Annotated in this window: 16 protein-coding genes, 1 tRNA gene and 1 pseudogene; 13 read left to right on the top strand and 5 right to left on the bottom strand. The window is 70.4% G+C overall.

Features of this window, described 5'->3' with window-relative positions; genetic code table 11:
* Positions 1-134: 134 nt before the first annotated feature.
* Positions 135-1322 (top strand): acyl-CoA dehydrogenase family protein, encoded by a 1188-nt coding sequence (locus ACEZDG_RS10110; RefSeq protein ID WP_380505781.1) that lies wholly within the window; start codon positions 135-137, stop codon positions 1320-1322.
* Positions 1323-1385: 63 nt separating this feature from the next.
* Here the strand turns inward: ACEZDG_RS10110 and ACEZDG_RS10105 are convergent.
* Positions 1386-1823, bottom strand: a pseudogene (locus ACEZDG_RS10105) (universal stress protein); the annotation flags it as partial.
* Between the two features lie 535 nt (positions 1824-2358).
* Here ACEZDG_RS10105 and ACEZDG_RS10100 point away from each other — a divergent pair.
* Complete coding sequence (locus ACEZDG_RS10100) at positions 2359-3225, top strand: HAD family hydrolase (RefSeq protein WP_380505778.1); 867 nt, start codon at positions 2359-2361, stop codon at positions 3223-3225.
* Here ACEZDG_RS10100 and ACEZDG_RS10095 read toward each other — a convergent pair.
* A complete protein-coding gene (locus ACEZDG_RS10095; RefSeq protein ID WP_380505774.1) occupies positions 3198-3998 on the bottom strand; it encodes a GNAT family N-acetyltransferase in 801 nt (266 codons plus the stop codon). The genes ACEZDG_RS10100 and ACEZDG_RS10095 overlap by 28 nt on opposite strands.
* A gap of 674 nt (positions 3999-4672) precedes the next feature.
* Here ACEZDG_RS10095 and ACEZDG_RS10090 point away from each other — a divergent pair.
* From ACEZDG_RS10090 to ACEZDG_RS10080, 3 genes are all read left to right on the top strand, one after another.
* Positions 4673-6070 (top strand): GlxA family transcriptional regulator, encoded by a 1398-nt coding sequence (locus tag ACEZDG_RS10090; protein ID WP_415860285.1) that lies wholly within the window; start codon positions 4673-4675, stop codon positions 6068-6070.
* Between the two features lie 249 nt (positions 6071-6319).
* Positions 6320-6922 carry an oligoribonuclease gene (orn, locus tag ACEZDG_RS10085; protein ID WP_380505768.1) on the top strand — a complete coding sequence of 201 codons (603 nt, stop codon included), beginning with the start codon at positions 6320-6322 and terminating at the stop codon, positions 6920-6922.
* 113 nt (positions 6923-7035) lie between these two features.
* A tRNA-His gene (locus ACEZDG_RS10080) sits at positions 7036-7111 on the top strand.
* Between the two features lie 229 nt (positions 7112-7340).
* On the opposite strand, the gene ACEZDG_RS10075 is transcribed toward ACEZDG_RS10080, so the two are convergent.
* Positions 7341-8096, bottom strand: a complete 756-nt coding sequence (locus ACEZDG_RS10075; RefSeq protein ID WP_380505765.1) for a GntR family transcriptional regulator — start codon at positions 8094-8096, stop codon at positions 7341-7343.
* 144 nt (positions 8097-8240) lie between these two features.
* Between ACEZDG_RS10075 and ACEZDG_RS10070 the strand changes: the two genes are divergently transcribed.
* The 3 genes from ACEZDG_RS10070 to ACEZDG_RS10060 are packed head-to-tail and all read left to right on the top strand — an operon-like array spanning position 8241 to position 8961.
* Positions 8241-8501: a hypothetical protein gene (locus tag ACEZDG_RS10070; protein WP_380505762.1), complete on the top strand. Its 261-nt coding sequence runs from the start codon at positions 8241-8243 to the stop codon at positions 8499-8501.
* Positions 8498-8764: a hypothetical protein gene (locus ACEZDG_RS10065; RefSeq protein ID WP_380505759.1), complete on the top strand. Its 267-nt coding sequence runs from the start codon at positions 8498-8500 to the stop codon at positions 8762-8764. Before ACEZDG_RS10070 ends, ACEZDG_RS10065 begins: the two co-directional genes overlap by 4 nt.
* Positions 8761-8961 carry a hypothetical protein gene (locus ACEZDG_RS10060; protein ID WP_380505756.1) on the top strand — a complete coding sequence of 67 codons (201 nt, stop codon included), beginning with the start codon at positions 8761-8763 and terminating at the stop codon, positions 8959-8961. Before ACEZDG_RS10065 ends, ACEZDG_RS10060 begins: the two co-directional genes overlap by 4 nt.
* On the opposite strand, the gene ACEZDG_RS10055 is transcribed toward ACEZDG_RS10060, so the two are convergent.
* On the bottom strand, positions 8933-9907 hold the full coding sequence (locus ACEZDG_RS10055) for a slipin family protein (protein ID WP_380505753.1): 975 nt from the start codon (positions 9905-9907) through the stop codon (positions 8933-8935). The genes ACEZDG_RS10060 and ACEZDG_RS10055 overlap by 29 nt on opposite strands.
* 166 nt (positions 9908-10073) lie before the next feature.
* Positions 10074-11117, bottom strand: coding sequence for a LacI family DNA-binding transcriptional regulator (locus ACEZDG_RS10050; RefSeq protein ID WP_380505750.1), 1044 nt, complete (start codon positions 11115-11117; stop codon positions 10074-10076).
* Between the two features lie 395 nt (positions 11118-11512).
* Here ACEZDG_RS10050 and ACEZDG_RS10045 point away from each other — a divergent pair, with 395 nt between their 5' ends.
* The 5 genes from ACEZDG_RS10045 to ACEZDG_RS10025 all read left to right on the top strand — a co-directional run bounded on the left by ACEZDG_RS10045 (position 11513) and on the right by ACEZDG_RS10025 (position 17055).
* Positions 11513-13012 carry a GH1 family beta-glucosidase gene (locus ACEZDG_RS10045; protein WP_380505747.1) on the top strand — a complete coding sequence of 500 codons (1500 nt, stop codon included), beginning with the start codon at positions 11513-11515 and terminating at the stop codon, positions 13010-13012.
* 167 nt (positions 13013-13179) lie between these two features.
* Positions 13180-13440, top strand: coding sequence for a hypothetical protein (locus ACEZDG_RS10040; RefSeq protein ID WP_380505744.1), 261 nt, complete (start codon positions 13180-13182; stop codon positions 13438-13440).
* 399 nt (positions 13441-13839) lie between these two features.
* Positions 13840-14967 carry a LacI family DNA-binding transcriptional regulator gene (locus ACEZDG_RS10035; RefSeq protein ID WP_380505741.1) on the top strand — a complete coding sequence of 376 codons (1128 nt, stop codon included), beginning with the start codon at positions 13840-13842 and terminating at the stop codon, positions 14965-14967.
* Between the two features lie 12 nt (positions 14968-14979).
* Positions 14980-15969: an ABC transporter permease gene (locus ACEZDG_RS10030; RefSeq protein ID WP_380505738.1), complete on the top strand. Its 990-nt coding sequence runs from the start codon at positions 14980-14982 to the stop codon at positions 15967-15969.
* A gap of 3 nt (positions 15970-15972) precedes the next feature.
* Complete coding sequence (locus ACEZDG_RS10025; RefSeq protein WP_380505735.1) at positions 15973-17055, top strand: ABC transporter permease; 1083 nt, start codon at positions 15973-15975, stop codon at positions 17053-17055.
* Position 17056: the final 1 nt, after the last annotated feature.

Below are 17056 nucleotides of genomic sequence, written 5' to 3'. Positions count from 1 at the left end.
GAGCCCGCTTACCCGTACCCCATTACCCGTACCCGCTTGCCCGAGCCCACGCGCCTGGTCCCACTCGCCCGACCCGCCCGGCCACACCCCCGGCCGCACCGATCGCCGTACCCCGGCTGAAGGAGAGACCGCAGATGCTCGACCACCGCCTCGCCCCCGAGCACGAGGAACTGCGGCGCACCGTCGCCGAGTTCGCCCGTGATGTCATCGCGCCCAAGATCGGCGAGTACTACGAGCACGAAGAATTCCCCTACGAGATCATCCGCGAAATGGGCCGGATGGGACTGTTCGGCCTGCCGTTCCCCGAGGAGTACGGCGGCATGGGCGGCGACTACCTGGCGCTGTGCCTGGTGCTGGAGGAGATCGCCCGGGTCGACTCCTCCGTCGCGATCACCCTGGAGGCCGCGGTCTCGCTCGGCGCGATGCCGATCCACCGCTACGGCACCGAGGAGCAGAAGCGCACCTGGCTGCCGCGGCTGTGTTCGGGCGAACTGCTCGGCGCCTTCGGCCTGACCGAGCCCGAGGGCGGTTCGGACGCCGGGGCGACCAGGACCACGGCCCGCTACGACGCGGACACCGACGAGTGGGTCATCAACGGCTCCAAGTGCTTCATCACCAACGCCGGCACCGAGATCACCGGTCTGGTCACCGTCGCCGCACTCACTCTTTCGAGCGAACTGGACGAGCAGGGCTCGCCACGGCGGGAAATCTCCACCATCATCGTGCCGACCGGAACACCGGGTTTCTCGGCCTCGAAGAAGTACTCCAAAGTCGGCTGGAACGCCTCGGACACCCGGGAGCTCTCCTTTGCCGACTGCCGCGTCCCGGCCGCCAACCTCCTCGGTGAGGCAGGCCGTGGTTACGCCCAATTCCTGCGCATCCTTGACGAAGGCCGTATCGCGATCGCTGCCCTGGCCACCGGCCTGGCCCAGGGGTGTGTCGACGAGTCGCTGAGCTACGCCGCGCAGCGGCGGGCTTTCGGCAGGCCCATCGGATCGAACCAGTCCATCCAGTTCAAGATCGCCGACATGGAGATGCGCGCCCACACCTCACGGCTGGCCTGGTACCACGCGGCCTCGCTGCTGGTGCACGGCGAGCGCTTCAAGAAGGAGGCCGCGATTGCCAAGCTCTTCTCCTCCGAGGCCGCGGTCTCCAACGCCCGCGAGGCCACCCAGATCCACGGCGGCTACGGCTTCATGAACGAGTACCCGGTCGCCCGGTTCTGGCGCGACAGCAAGATCCTGGAGATCGGCGAGGGCACGTCAGAGGTCCAGCGCATGCTGATCGCCCGCGAACTGGGCATGAGCGACAGCCGGCCCTGAGGCCCCGAGGCCGACCGACGCATCAACAAGCCGACCGGCCCTGAATCGAACCGACCGGAAAACCTACGGAATCACGACCACCGGTCGGTTGGCCCGACGGGCCAGCCGACCGGCCACCGAGCCGAAGAGCCGCCCCAGGAAGCCGTGCGTGCCGCCGACCACGATGGCGTCGGCCGCGTACTCCCTGGCGACCTCCTCCAACTCGTGGCAGATGTCCCCGCCGCGCTCCACGAGTACCCAGGGCACGTCACCGAGGAAGTCGGAGCAGGCCAGTTCCAGACCGAGCACCTCGGTGCGGTGGTCCGGCACGTCCACGAACACAGGAGGCTCGCAGCCGGCCCACACCGTGGCCGGGAGGCGGTTGGCGACATGCACGATCACCAGGCCGACCCGCGAGCGGCGGGCCATGCCGACGGCGTACGCCAGCGCCCGCTCGCTGGAGACCGAGCCGTCGAAGCCGACGACAACACCATGGAGGAAGGCAGGGTCACAGGGGCGGACGGTCTGCGACTGCAACTCAAAACTTGGCATGGAGGATGTGGATCCCGTCGGGGCATCGGGGCGGGACTTGGGCAGCCCGGGGCGCTTCACCGGCGGCTCGGTGGGGCGGGCCGCGGGGTTGCCCTCGGTGGGCTCGGGAAGCTCATAACCAGCCATGGCTATGGTCGTTTCGGCGAGGTGGGATACGGGGCAGGGATCATGCGGTCACGACCTGGGCAGCGGACATATCGAGCCGAGTGGTGACGAGTACGACCTCTTCCCTTCAGGGTACGGCGACAATCTGTTCCAGCCCATACACAGAGCGCTCGGATCGCACGGGTTACTGCTAACGGCGGGCGCGTGCGCGGGAGCGCTCACGCCGCCGAAGCGCTCCCGCGCAAACGCGCTGTGCTCCGGGCGTGCATGGAGCATGCCTGAGGAGGCGCGCTTGTGCAACGGTGCCGAGGCACTGAAGCGCTCTCTCGCGCAACCGGTTTTAAGTCAGACCTCGTCATATGCCTCGTGCATATGCCAGAGGAATGAAAAGATGCGGCTTATGTCGCCTCTGTTGCTTTTCGATCTCGACAACACCCTGGTCAACCGGAATCTTGCCTTCCGGGGTTGGGCCGAGCAGTTCCTGGTGGACCGCTCGCTGCCCCCGGGCGACCTCGACTGGTTCACCACCCTGGACTGCGGCGGCTACCTGGACCGCAGGGTCCTGCTCCGTGCGGCGACGGACCGCTACGGACTGTCCGAACGAATGGAGGCCATGCTTGAGGAGTACCGCGCCACCGTCACCGCCCTGATCCACTGTCCAACGGCCCACCTCGACGCCCTGCGCGCCGCCCGCGCGGCGGGCTGGACCCTCGGCATCGTCTCCAACGGCGCCACCGACCAGCAGCGCGCCAAGATCGAACGCACCGGCCTGGCCGACCTGGTGGACGGCTGGGTCATCTCGGAGGAGGTGGACTGCGCCAAGCCCGACCCGCGGATCTTCACCCTGGCCGCGTTCCGCTGCGGGATCGACACCGGGACGGACTGGACCGCCGGGGCCTGGATGGTCGGCGACCACGCGCCGGCCGACATCGCCGGTGCCACGGTGGCCGGGATCCGCAGTGTCTGGCTGGCCCACGGCCGAGCGTGGCCGGAGACCGGCTACACCCCGACGCGCACCGCCAGGAGCCTGCCGGAGGCCGTGGCGGGCGTCCTTGCCGCGGGCTCGCCCACCCGACCTGGCCCTCGGGGCCCGGAACTGACCACACAGCCCGGGCTGCAGCCGGAGCCGCAGCTGAACCCGCGGCCGGAAACGGAGTTGAACCTGGACACGGAGTTGAACCTCGACATCGACCCGGAGTTCGACCGGGCACTGGGCCGCACGCACCGCGTGCCGCGCCCCTACGAACGCGTGACCGTGGCCGGGTAGCGCCACCAGGTGGACACCGCCTGCTCGACGAAACCCAGCTTTCGGTAGAGGGGCTCACCGAGCAGCGTCGCGGTCAGCGTCGCCGCCCGCTGCGGGTGGGCCCTGAGCGCCGCCTCCAGCAGCGCTCTGGCGACCCCGTGCGAGCGGTGCGGCTCCAGCACCGCGACCCAGTACAGGCCGACGGCCGTCCCGTCGTCCCAGGACACGCAGGCTCCGGCCGCCTCTCCCCCGCGCCGCGCCAGCCAGGCGCGGCGGCCGTCCAACGCGTCCAGCGCCGCCGGGAACAGCCGTCCGCGACGCAGCGGCATCCGTCCCGGCATGGGGAAGCCCTGCACCACCACCCGCTCCAGCAGCGCGAGATCCTCCTCCACGAGCGCCTGCTCCACCGACACGGCGGGCGATCGCACCGGGGCGACCGGCGGCGCGGCCGACGGACCACCCACCGGCCCGTCCGGGGGCCGGACCATGACCGGCATGGCCAGGGCCGACTCGCAGCCGTGGCCGGACAGGTCGAGCACGCCGTAGGGGTCCTCCAGGGACAGGCTGCCGGTCTCCCAGTCACGGAACAGCGAGAGCAACTCCCGGGTCAGCGCGGCGGCGTCGGCCGGTCGTCGAGTGATGACGACCCGGTGGCTGTCGCCAGGGTCGCCCTCGCAGCGGACTGCCGTGTACCCGTCCGCGGTGCGGCTCTCCCAGCCCAGGACTCCGGCCATCGCCAACCAGTGCGTCGCAGCGTTGTCATTGGCCAGTTCGAGGCCACTCCGTCCGTCCATCCGACCGACCCTACCCGGCCCGCAGCGGCCGACAACTGACACCGAATCACCGTCATTCGGCGGCGATCGTCAACCCGTCCCGTCTCTGGCGCCACTTATTTCCCCCCAACGTGCCGGTTCATGCGCCCCGTGCGCGCCCCCCGTGCCTCCTTGCACCCTCCTGTGCTCCCTATAGCTGCTTTTCGGTCAACTTCACGACGCCTTCACTCGTTTGGCCATAACCGCAGCCCAGAGCCGGGCGCTGAGCAGCGGAGTCTCCCGGACGGTACGGACTGCCGTGCGACAACTGGCCAGCACCTGACACGCCCCCTTCCCCGACAGCCCGGCGGATGCCACCCTCGGTGATCGAATGCTTCACGCCAAATTGCCTTATCGACATAGCGTCGGATGGTGAACTTGTCGCACCAGCAACCCTGGACACAGTAGATTTGATCTTGGCGAGAGCGGGGGCCTCGAAATGCAGCGCAGGACCGAAGCAGCAGCATGACGCCACAGGCGTCGACCGTGCGATCGGCAGCCCCGGAGGTCGACCGGGCAGCCCGGTCGGGATACCGGTCGCGCCGGCGGCACACACGACCGAGGGGGGCCGGAGCGCCTTGAGCAGGGTCAGCAGGAACGCCGCAACAGCCGCCGGGGCGGGCGACGGAGGCCCCGGCGGCGTGGGCCCAGGCACCCTGGGTTCCGCCGCCGGAGAGCCGTCCCTTCCGGTCCCGGCGCGCAAGCTCTCGGGGCGGAGGCGCCCCGAGATCGTCGCCGTGCTGCTGTTCAGCGGCGCGCCGATCTTCGAGAGTTCCATCCCGCTCTCGGTGTTCGGCGTCGACCGGCAGGACGCCGGAGTCCCCCGCTACCGACTGCTGGTGTGCGCGGGCGAGGAAGGACCGCTGGCCACCACCGGTGGCCTGACCATGACCGCCCCCTACGGCCTGGAGGCCCTCGCCCGGGCCGGCACCGTGGTCGTCCCCGCCTGGCGCTCCGCGGCCCAACTGCCGCCGCCCGAGGCGCTGGCAGCCCTGCGCAAGGCGCACCACGAGGGCGCCAGGATCATCGGCCTCTGCACCGGCGCCTTCGTGCTCGCCGCCGCCGGTCTGCTGGACGGCCGCCCGGCCACCACCCACTGGATGTACGCGCCCACCCTGGCCAAGCGCTACCCCCAGGTCCAGGTGGACCCGCGGGAGTTGTTCATCGACGACGGCGACGTGCTGACCAGCGCGGGTACCGCCGCCGGGATCGACCTCTGCCTGCACGTGGTGCGCACCGACCACGGCGCCGAGGCAGCTGCCGCCCTGGCCCGGCGCCTGGTGGTCCCGGCTCGCCGCACCGGCGGACAGGCCCAGTACATCGACCGGGCTTTACCTGAGGAGATCGGCAACGACCCGCTCGCCGAGGTGGTGACCTGGGCCCTGGACAACCTCTCCAAGCAGTTCGACGTCGAGGCCCTGGCCGCCCGCGCCTACATGAGCCGGCGCACCTTCGACCGGAGGTTCCGCTCGCTCACCGGCAGCGCCCCGCTGCAGTGGCTGATCTCGCAGCGGGTGCTGCAGGCGCAGCGGCTGCTGGAGACCACCGAGGCGTCGGTGGACGAGGTCGCCCGCCGCTGCGGCTTCCGTTCGCCGGTGGCGCTGCGCGGCCACTTCCGGCGCCAACTGGGCGTGTCTCCGGCGGTGTACCGGACCACCTTCCGGTCCCGGCGTCCGCAGCCGGTCGGCGCCGCGGGCACGCCCGTGCCCGGGTTGCCGCTTCCCGTGCCGGGTGCCGCCGACGAGGGCGGCCTGCCCGGCTTCGGGCTACCGCCCGGAGCCCTGCCCTCCCAGCCGGGCTCCCCCGACGGCAGGGCCGAACCGGTACGACTCCCCCGCCCGCACACCCGCCCCCGCCAGGGCGGCGGACGTCCCGACTCCGCCGACCACGCGGCGGCCGAGGACGGCCGGACCGAGGGCGGCGCACGCGGCAGGAGCGAGGGCCCGCCGGAGTCGCGCGGCGGCAACCAGCCACCGGGTCCGCCCGGCGGCCTGCCCGCCCGCGGCCACCCCGACGCCGCTTGGGCGGCCGGGCGGCGCCGGGCGGCGGAGTAGACGCGGCGGAGCAGCGCGGAGACGTTCTGGGGGCGCAGTGGCGCGGTAGCAGGTAGTTACGCGGTAGCAGGTAGCAGGTAGCACAGGAGCGGGGCACGGAGCCGCGGGGGCGGATCCGGGTGGCGGAGGTGCGGCGCCCGGGTCCGCCGGGTCGTGCCGGGTTTGCTTTCACAGGGATCCGGCAGATGATCGACCCTGCGGGACCACCCGGTCCCGCACCGCGCACAGCCACCCAGGACGGTGAAGCACGTGAACGATCGCATGGTCTGGATCGACTGCGAGATGACAGGGCTCAGCCTCGAAACCGACGCACTGGTCGAGGTCGCGGCCCTGGTCACCGACTCCGAGCTGAACATCCTCGGCGAGGGCGTCGACATCGTCGTCCGTCCGCCGGCCGAGGCGGTCGCCGGGATGCCGGACGTCGTGCGGGCCATGCACACCTCCTCCGGCCTGCTGGAGGAACTGGAGCAGGGAGTCACCCTCGCCGAGGCGGAGGCCCAGGTCCTGGCGTACGTCCGCGAGCATGTACCGGAGGCCGGCAAGGCGCCCCTCTGCGGGAACTCGGTCGGCACCGACCGCGGCTTCCTGGCCCGCGACATGCCGGCCCTGGAGACCCACCTGCACTACCGGATCGTGGACGTCTCCTCGATCAAGGAACTGGCCCGCCGCTGGTACCCCCGGGCGTACTACAACAGCCCGAAGAAGGCCGGCAACCACCGCGCCCTGGCCGACATCAGGGAGAGCATCGCGGAGTTGAAGTTCTACCGCGAGGCCGTCTTCGTCCCGCAGCCGGGCCCGGACACCGACGCCGCCCGGGCGATGGCCGCCCGGCACACGCTTCCCCCGGCCTGAGCTGCTCCGAAGCCCGATCGGAGGGCTCGCGTCCGATCCCGGAAACCGGTCGTGAGCACCCTTCCGGATCCTGTAGAGTTAACTCCGTCAGCGCGACAAGCGCGAGACGGATGGTGGGTATAGCTCAGCTGGCAGAGCACCGGGTTGTGATCCCGGGTGTCGCGGGTTCAAGTCCCGTTACTCACCCCATCGAGAAGGGCCCCTGACCTGGGATTGGGTCAGGGGCCCTTCTCGTCTCCCCCGCCCGGCCCGCGGACGGCCCGTCAGCAGTCGCGGACACCACCGCAGTTGGCGGAGACGTGCATCGCGGACGCGCGGATCGGGAGTACGCGGATCAGTACGCGTGGATCAGGAACATCAGGTCAGGAACGTCGGGTCAAGGACGTCAGGTCAAGGACGTCGGGCCAGGAACATTGGATCAGCCCTGGTCGATGCTGATCTCGTACGCAATCTCCCAGCGCACATCGGGGACGACGACGTCGGCGGTCTCCAGCGGGCGGCCGTCCACGTCGTAGTAGGTGCGCTCGATGATGGTCAGCAGCTCGCCCAGGGAGATGCCGAGCAGGTTGGCCTGCTCCTGGGTGGCCCGGGAGGGCCGCGGCACCTCTATGGCCGTGGCGATGGTGATGCCGATGGAGCGCATCCGCGCGACCACACCCCGACCGGCCAGCGGGCCGGACTCGGGCAGCAGGATCGGAGTGCCGTCGGTGACGGCCATGGACTCCCAGGAATCGGAGAGTTGAACCGGCATGCCGTCAGCGAAGAACTCGTACTGGGTACGGACGCACAGGTCGCCCTCGGTGATGCCGAGCCGCGTGGCGATCTGCTTCGGCGCGGGAACGCGGACGACCGTATGGCTCTCCCACGTCCCGGCGCGCCCCTGCTCGCGCATATCCGCGCGGAACGGGCCGCTGCGGAGTTCGCGGGGCCGGGAGCGGACCATGCGCAGGCGGTCGCGCGGAGACCGGACGAACGTGCCGGAACCGGCCCGCCCCTCCAGCACGCCCTCGATGATCAGGCGCTCGGTGGCGCGCTGGATCACATTGGCGCCGACGTCGTAGTGCTCAGCCAGGATGCTGCGACCAGGTAGCTTCTCCCCCACGGCCCACTCGCCGGACTGGATGCGGGTGCGCAGGTCGTCAGCTACCTGGAGGTACGGGGCCTCTCGTGGCATGCGGCTCTCCGTGGTGCTCGCACGTACGCCGGGGGCGCGCGCGGGAGCGGTGGACTTCACCGGACGTTGACAACCTAATCCATTAGGTCCAAGCTGATGCATCAGGAATACTATACGTGACCGCATGCGCACTTGGGGAGAGCAGTGGGCTCACGAACCGCACGGGCGATCGACGTGGCCGCCCGGCTTTCGGCGGCCACGGGCAACCAGGCCCACACCGACGAACAACCCTCCCGCACCAGGGTCACCGTAGCGATTCCCGACGACCTTTCCGAGGTCGCCCGACAGACCGTCCTGGCCGCTCTCGCCGCGCTCCCGCTCACGGACATATACGGGCACGACCGGGCCGAGGACGACACGCAGACGCTCTGGGTCGAACTCCGTGACAGGGAGAACCAACCATGACCGCCGCCCCGCCCAGCGAGACGCCGCCGCACGAATCGCCCCACCGCGAATCGCCCCACCGCGAAAACCCGCCCCACGAAAACCCACCCCGCGAGCACCCGCGCGGCTACCTCACGCCCGAGTGCCGGGTCGGCCGTGTGGATACGGACTTCCGGCACGGCTGCCCGTCGTGCCAGGCCCCCGGCTACTACCACCCGGTCCTCGGCTGGATGCCCGTTCCCTGCGAATGCGACTGCCACAGCGAGGAGGAGAGCACCCCGTGAACGATGTCGAACAGCCGACCGGCACCGCCGCGGGCTACTGCCACCGGTGCGAGAAGTGGTCGCCGGACGCGCGGATCATCGCCGAGATCCACGGGGACGCGGGCGCCGGCGGAACCGTGGTCCGCTGCCGCTCCTGCGACACCACCCGGTCCGGACGTGCCCCGAGCGTCACCGATCCTCGGCGCTATCCGGCTTAGCGAAACCGTCCACCGGAGTCGACGCGGTCCCGCTGCCGAGCTCCAGTTCCAGTTCGGCCACGTCCGTGTCCGGGATCTCCGGGATCGGGGGGATGCCGCCCGCGGCCAGTTCCGCTGCCTCCGCCTCGTGCTTCGCGGCCAGCGCCGCCGCGGCGGCCACCGCGGACACCAGCGGCGGCGACTTGGACGCCTCCGGGGTCGCTCCGTCGAGGAAGCGCAGCAGTTCCACCGGGAACGGCAGCACCAGCGTGGAGTTCTTCTCCGCGGCGACCTCGACCACGGTCTGCAGCAGGCGCAGTTGCAGGGCGGCCGGGGTGGCGCTCATGATCGCGGCTGCGTCGGAGAGCTTGCGGGACGCCTGGAACTCGCCGTCCGCGGTGATGATCCTGGCCCGCCGTTCACGTTCGGCCTCGGCCTGCCGGGACATCGAGCGCTTCATCGACTCGGGCAGCGCGACGTCCTTGATCTCCACCCGGTCGATGTGGATGCCCCAGCCCGCGGCCGGGCTGTCGATCATCAGCTCCAGGCCCTGGTTCAGCGGCTCCCGGTTGGTGAGCAGCTCGTCCAGCTCGCTCTTGCCGATGATGGACCGCAGCGAGGTCTGCGCGACCTGGGACATGGCGAAGGTGTGGTTCTGCACATTGACCGTCGCCAGCACCGGGTCCACGACCTTGAAGTAGACCACCGCGTCGACCCGGACGGTGACGTTGTCCCTGGTGATGCCCTCCTGCGCGGGCACCGGCATGGTGATGATCTGGACGTTCACCTTGCGCAGCCGGTCCGCGACCGGGATCAGCAGGGTGAGCCCCGGCTGCTTGACCGACCGGCGCACCTTGCCGAAGCGGAACACCACCCCGCGCTCGATCTGCTGCACCACGCGGACCCCGGTGGCCAGCCACAGCGCACCGACTCCCAGCACGCCCAGCACGACGTCCACCACGATCATCTGCTCACCCCGGTCCTGCAGGTCCAGCGCGGAAAACCAGGCCGCGGTATGCGGCCGCTTTCCACGCTACTCGCCGACCGGCGCAGTCGGAACAACCTGGCAGCCACGGTGATCCCACGCGGCCTCAGGCCGACTCGCGGCACCCTCAGGCCGACTCGCGGCGGCCTCAGGCCGACTCGCGCCGCACCAACTCGGTGGTCAGGATGATCTGCCGGTGGGTACGGCTTGGGGTCGCGATCTCCTCCAGCAGCAGCCGGGCCATCGCCCGGCCCATCTCCTCGCTGGACTGCCGGACCGTGGTCATCGGCGGGTCGGTGTGCCGGGCCAGCGGGGAGTCGTCGAAGCCGACCAGGGCGACGTCCTGCGGGATCCGCCGTCCCTGCTCCCGCAGCACCCGCATCGCGCCGAGGGCCATCAGGTCGGAGGCGATGAACACCGCGTCCAGGTCCGGACGCCGCTGCAGCAGGTCCCGCATCGCCCGGGCCCCGGACTCCTCGCTGAAGTCCCCCTTGCCGACCAGGTCCTCTCTGAACGGCAGTCCGGCCTCGTCCAGGCCCTTGCGGTAGCCGTCCAGACGGCTGCGCGCGCCCTCCATGTCCAGCGGGCCGGTCACGGTGGCGATCCTGCCGCGGCCGAGGCCGGCCAGGTGCCGGACGGCGGCCCAGGCCCCGCCGGTGTTGTCCGGGTTGACGTAGCTGAGCGACTCGAGCTCGGAGCGCCGGCCGCCCAGCACCGCGGGCAGGCCGGTCCGTTCCAGCAGGTCGACCAGCGGGTCCTCGGAGTGCACCGAGACCAGCATGACTCCGTCCACCCGGTGCCCGCTGAGGTAGGCGGCGAAGCGCTCGCGCTCCTGGGCGGTGCGGATCAGGATCAGCAGCAGCTGCATGTCGGTGTCGGAGAGCTCGCTGGCGACGCCGCGGATGATCTCGGCGAAGAAGGGCTCGGAGGCGAGCCTGGTCTCGGTCTCCGGGATGACCAGGGCCACCGCGTCGGTGCGGCTGGTGACCAGGGTCCTGGCAGCGCGGTTGGGGACGTAGCCGAGCTCCGCGATGGCCCGTTCGACCACGGCCCTGGCCTGGTCGCTGACCCCCGGCGAGCCGTTGACCACACGGGACACGGTCCCCCGGCCGACCCCGGCGAGCTGGGCCACCGCCTCAAGCGTGGGACGGGCCGGACCCCGGCGCGCAGGCCTCTCACCGATCTGGGCCATCGAACGTCCTCCTGAATTCCGCTCCATACCTGTCGCACCCTAGCCGTTCCCCTGCGTGGAATCCGCTGACCTGCGGGGAATCTCCATGGGAGCGCTCCCACCCTAGGGGAGGGCGACCGTCACCACCAGCCCCAGCCCCGGAAAAGATCCCCACGGAACATCCTGTCCGGGGGACGCCTTGACACCCTCCTGGCGAGGTACGACCATGGCGTGAGAGATTGGGAGCGCTCCCAGGCTGTTGCACCATCCTGGCAGCGCCTCTCCCCATATGACGCCTGCTGTGACAGCCGCACGGCTGCCGCCGACCGACCGCGGAACGGATCGGAACGGAACCTACGGCACCGCGCGCTGTCGCTTGCCCCGTGAACCGCACCTAACCTTGGGAGCGCTCCCGTATGACCGCAGTACACCCGCTCGCCACCGGGACCCGCCAGGCCCAGCCCCTGGTGCAGCCGTCCCGGGCCGACGACGGACTCCTCCGCTTCCCCACGGACTTCCTCTGGGGCGCCGCCACCGCCGCGTACCAGATCGAGGGAGCGGCGGCCGAGGACGGCCGGACCCCTTCCATCTGGGACACCTACAGCCACACCCCCGGGCGGGTCCGCAACGGCGACACCGGCGACATCGCCGCCGACCACTACCACCGCTACCGCGACGACGTCGCGCTGATGGCAGGGCTCGGGCTGAAGGCGTACCGCTTCTCGGTCTCCTGGTCGCGAGTGCAGCCGACCGGGCGCGGTCCCGCCGTCGAACGCGGACTGGACTTCTACCGCCGGCTCACCGACGAACTGCTCGCCGCCGGGATCACCCCCGTCGCCACCCTCTACCACTGGGACCTCCCGCAGGAGTTGGAGGACGCCGGGGGCTGGCCCGCCCGCGACACGGCCGAGCGCTTCGGCGAGTACGCCGCGCTGATCGGCGAGGCCCTGGGCGACCGGGTGCGCTACTGGACCACGCTCAACGAGCCCTGGTGCAGCGCGTATCTGGGCTACGGCTCCGGGGTGCACGCGCCGGGGCGCACCGACCCGGGGCACGCGCTGCAGGCCGCGCACCACCTCAACCTGGGCCACGGTCGCGCCGTCGCCGCACTCAGGTCGGTGCTGCCGGCGAGCGCCGAGCCGCAGCTCTCGATCACCCTCAACCTGCACCATGTGCGCGCGCTCAGCGACAGCGCCGCCGACCTGGACGCCGCCCGGCAGATCGACGCGCTCGGCAACCGGGTCTTCCTCGGCCCGATCCTGGACCGGGAGTACCCGGCCGACCTGCGCGAGGACACCGCGCACCTGGTGGACTGGGACGAGTTGGTGCACCCCGGCGACCTGGCCGCGATCTCCGCGCCGATCGACCTGCTCGGCGTCAACTACTACGCGCCCAACCTGGTCTCCGCCGGAACCGGCGTACCGAGCGCGGACAACGCCAGGAGCGACGCCCACGGCGTCAGCGACTACTCGCCCTGGCCCGGAGCCGAGAGCGTGGTGTTCCACCAGCCCCCGGGCGAGCGCACCGCGATGAACTGGAGCATCGACCCCTCGGGGCTGCACGACCTGCTCACCAGGATCGGCGCGGAGCATCCGGAACTGCCGCTGATGATCACCGAGAACGGCGCGGCCTTCGACGACTACGTCAACCCCGAGGGCGAGGTGCGCGACCCGGAGCGGATCGCCTACGTCCGCTCCCATCTCGCGGCGGTGCACGACGCGATCGCCGAGGGCGTGGACGTACGCGGCTACTTCCTCTGGTCGCTGATGGACAACTTCGAGTGGGCGTACGGCTACGGCAAGCGCTTCGGCGCCGTCTACGTGGACTACGCGAGCCAGCGCCGGATCCCCAAGTCCAGTGCCCACTGGTACGCGGACACGATCCGGCGCAACGCAGTCTCCCGGTCGGAACCCTGACCCCGACCGGGTGATGTGGGCGGCAGCGCCGAGGGTCGCTGCCGCCCACACGAAAGAGCGTTCCTGCGACGGACGTCGTAACGGAGCGTGGCGGCGGTCGTTCCCCAGGGGGAGCGACGCGTCGGCCGTCGGCGTGCGCCCGCCACCCCTCCTGGGAGCACCCCGCCATGGCCACGCACCTGCAGAACCTGCGCCGCGCAGGCGCACTCGCGCTGCTGCTCGCCATCGCCGGCACTCCGGCCTGGGCGGCTGCGGGCCCCAGCCCGCGGCCTGCCGTGCAGGCGGAGCAGATGCACGCCCCGAGCGCCGAGAAGGGTGGCGCCGGGGCGGACGACAGCATGCCCGGAATCATTCCGATCGGGCTCGGCCTGCTGCTCACCGGCATTGCCTGCTACAAGCACAGGGGCCTGCCGAGCAGTGGCCACTGATCGTCGAAGTAAGCGCTTCCAGACGCATGCGCGGCAGGCCGCGAGGCCCTCCCGCGGCTGCGGACCGACCACATCCCGGGGTCACTCAGAAGGCCCAGCCATGGAACCGGTTCCGGCCGTGACGTTCAGGAAGCGAAGTCACCTTCCCCATCTGAAGCCCCGTCACTTTCCCTCCCCTACAAGGATTGCCCAGTTCAACACGGATATCGGGCCCGAGGCTCGACTTTCCCAATCGTTAACTTCCTGAACACATTCCCGTCGTTCGGGCCACAATTCCTGAAGAAAAGTCACATCACCGTAACGGCGACGACATCCACTCTTGCGGCCGGGGAAACCCGGCCCTACCTTCAACCAAGAACATCCGCAGTAAGCGCTTACGGAAACCCGAGGGCAGACCCGATGGATGCACGAGCCAGCTCCGGTGCGGCGCCGACGATCTACGATGTCGCTCGCCGCGCAGGGGTCTCGATCGCCTCCGTCTCCCGGGTCCTCAACGGCAGGGACAACCCGCGTCCCGCCACCAGGGACCGGGTGCTGAAGGCGATCAGCGAGCTCGGCTTCGTCCCCGACGGCGCCGCCCGCGCCCTCAGCAGCCGGCTCAAGCAGGTCGTCGGCGTGGTCTTCCGCCGGGTCTACGGGATCGACGACGGCGGCATCTTCGAGGACGAGTCGGAGAGCCTGCTCTTCGGGGACCAGATCAACCGGGGCATCGAGATCGTGGCGCAGCGTCGCGGATACGACCTTCTCGTCAGCTCGGTCAACATCGACGAACACACCCTGCCCAACCGGATCATGACCATCGCCGGCAAGTGCGACGGCCTGATCCTGCACGACCAGGTGCTCTCCCCCGCCGGGATCGCCAACATCGCCCGGACCGTGCCCGTGGTCACCCTGGCCGGCGCGGAGGGCGGCAATGTGGTGAACGTCCGCGGCGACAGCGCCACCAGCATGCGGGAGATGGCACGGCACCTGGTGCAGGACCACGGCTACCGGCGGCTGGCCTACATCGCCGGCCACGCCGACAGCCCGGACAACATCGTCCGCGGCCGGAACTTCACCGCCGAGGTCCAGCGGCTGGGCGGGGAGTGCCTGACCGGCCCCGCCTGGCAGGGCGACTACTCGGCCGGGGGCGGCGTGCAGATCGTCCGGGGCCTGATCGCCCTGGGCGCGACGCTGCCCCGGGCCATCGCCTGCGCCAACGACCAGACCGCGCTGGGCGTGATCTACGCCCTGGCCGAACACGGGCTCGACGTGCCCGGCGACGTCGCCGTCACCGGATTCGACGACCTGCCGTTCGCCCGGCACCTCCGCCCCCAGCTGACCACCGTGCGCCAGCCCATCAGGGAGATCGGCGCCAAAGCCTTCGAGGTCCTTCACAGCATGATCACTGCCGATGATCCGGCGCTCGCCGCGCCGCCATCCGACAGCGCGTCGCGCAACTTCGTCCTGCCGACCCAGCTGATCCGCCGCGAAAGCTGCGGCTGCCCACCCGACCCCAGCCCGTCCGTGTGGCGCCAGATCCCCTGAGAGGAGCCGACGATGACCACCATCCTGCGCCGACTCGGCTTCTACGCGATAGCCGCGTACGCCGCCGTCACGCTGAACTTCTTCCTGCCCCGGATGCTTCCGGGCGACGCCCTGCAGGCCGTCCTGGCCAACATCAGGACCTCCAACATCACGCCCGCCCAGTTGAAGGCGCTCGCCGCCCAGTACGGCCTGAACAGCAAGGAAAGCCTGCTGTCGCAGTACTTCGGCTACCTGGGCCACCTGTTCCACGGCGACCTCGGCACCTCGACCTCCAAGTCGGTCTCGGTCTCCTCGGTGCTCGGCAACGACCTGCCCTGGACCATCGGCCTGGTCGGCTCGGCGACCGTGGTCGCCTTCCTGCTCGGCACGCTGCTCGGCATCGTGGTCGGCTGGCGCCGCAGCGGCTTCCTGGACGCGCTGCTTCCGGTGGCGACCTTCTTCCAGGCGATCCCGTACTTCATCCTGGCGTTCCTGCTGCTGCTCACGGCCGGCTTCTACTGGAAGCTGTTCCCCTTCGCCGGCGGCTACGAGACCGGGCGCAACTCCGACCTGACCCAGGGCTGGAACACCCCCTTCGTCACCAGCGTGATCGAACACGGGACGCTGCCGGCCGCGACCGTCGCCCTGGCCTCCATCGCCGGCTGGATCATCGGAATGCGCAATATGATGATCACCACCATGGACGAGGACTACGTCCTGGTCGCGGCGGCCAAGGGCCTGCCGCAGTGGAAGGTCGTCACGGTGGCGGCGCGCAACGCGATCCTGCCCAGCATCTCCAACTTCGCCCTGTCGATCAGCCTGGTGGTGACCGGCTCCATCGTCACCGAGATCGTGTTCTCCTACCCGGGCGTGGGCTATGAGATCTACAACGCCGTGCTCAACACCGACTACCCGATGATGCAGGGCATCCTGCTGGTGGTCACCTTCACGGTGCTGGGCGCGAACCTGCTGGCGGACATCGCCTATGTGATCCTCGACCCGCGCGCCCGCAAGGAGGCCTGACCGATGGCCGTTCCCACCGTGACCTCCGCTCCCGAGACGGTCGCCGCAGTCGTCGTCCCGCGCGCCAAGCGCGGCTCGCGAATACCCCGTTCCCCCAAGGTGATCATCGGCGCCTCGATCCTGATCGTGTTCGCCCTGGTCGCGATCTTCGGACCGATGCTCGCCCCGCACGCCCCCGACTGGCAGGCGTCCACCACCACCAGCACCCCGCTGCCGCCGTCCGGGAAGTTCTGGCTCGGCACCGACCAGCAGCAGCACGACGTGTTCTCGCAGGTCCTCGCGGGCGGCCGGGACACCCTGCTGATCTCCTTCGTGGCCGGCCTGATCGCCACCTGCCTGTCCGTCCTGGTCGGCGTGACCGCCGGGTACGTCGGCGGCTGGGTGGACGAGGTGCTGTCGATCCTGGCCAACATCTTCCTGGCACTGCCCGGGCTGCTGATCCTGATGGTCGCCATGCGCCCGCTGCCGGTGAAGGACACCGGCAATCCGCTGCTGATCGGCTCGGTGATCGCGCTGACCGCCTGGGCCTGGGGAGCGCGGGTGCTGCGGGCACAGACCCTGGCGCTGCGCAACCAGGACTACGTCGAGTCGGCCCGGGTGATCGGCGAGCGCAAGCCGCGGATCATCGTCTTCGAGATCCTGCCGAACCTGCTGCCGATCCTCGCCTCCTCCTTCATCTTCACCGTGGTCTACGGCATCGGCGCCTATGTGTCGCTGTCCTGGCTGGGCGTCATCAGCCCGGCGACGACCACCTGGGGCACCATGCTCAACACCGCCCAGTCGGACAGCGCGCTGATCGCCGGCTACTGGTGGTGGTACGCGCCCCCCGCGCTGTGCGTGGCGCTGGTCGGGATCGCGCTGTCGCTGCTGAACTTCGGCATCGACGAGATCATCAACCCCCGGCTGCGCTCGGCCCGTACCAACCGCAAGGGCGTCAAGTACACGCTGGGGCTGACCCCGGTGCTGCGCACGGCCGGCGTCCCGGCCGGGTCCGAGCCCACGCCGTACGAGCCCACTCCGACGCACCGCGCCGACCAGCCCGGCCAGGCCGCCGCCCGCGCCGCCGTGGAAGGAAAGTCCCAGTGAA

The organism is Streptacidiphilus alkalitolerans (genome assembly GCF_042511045.1).
Lineage (GTDB): Bacteria > Actinomycetota > Actinomycetes > Streptomycetales > Streptomycetaceae > Streptacidiphilus > Streptacidiphilus alkalitolerans.
Note: the sequence above shows the minus strand (reverse complement) of the source record. Positions and strands in the feature narration are given on the sequence as shown.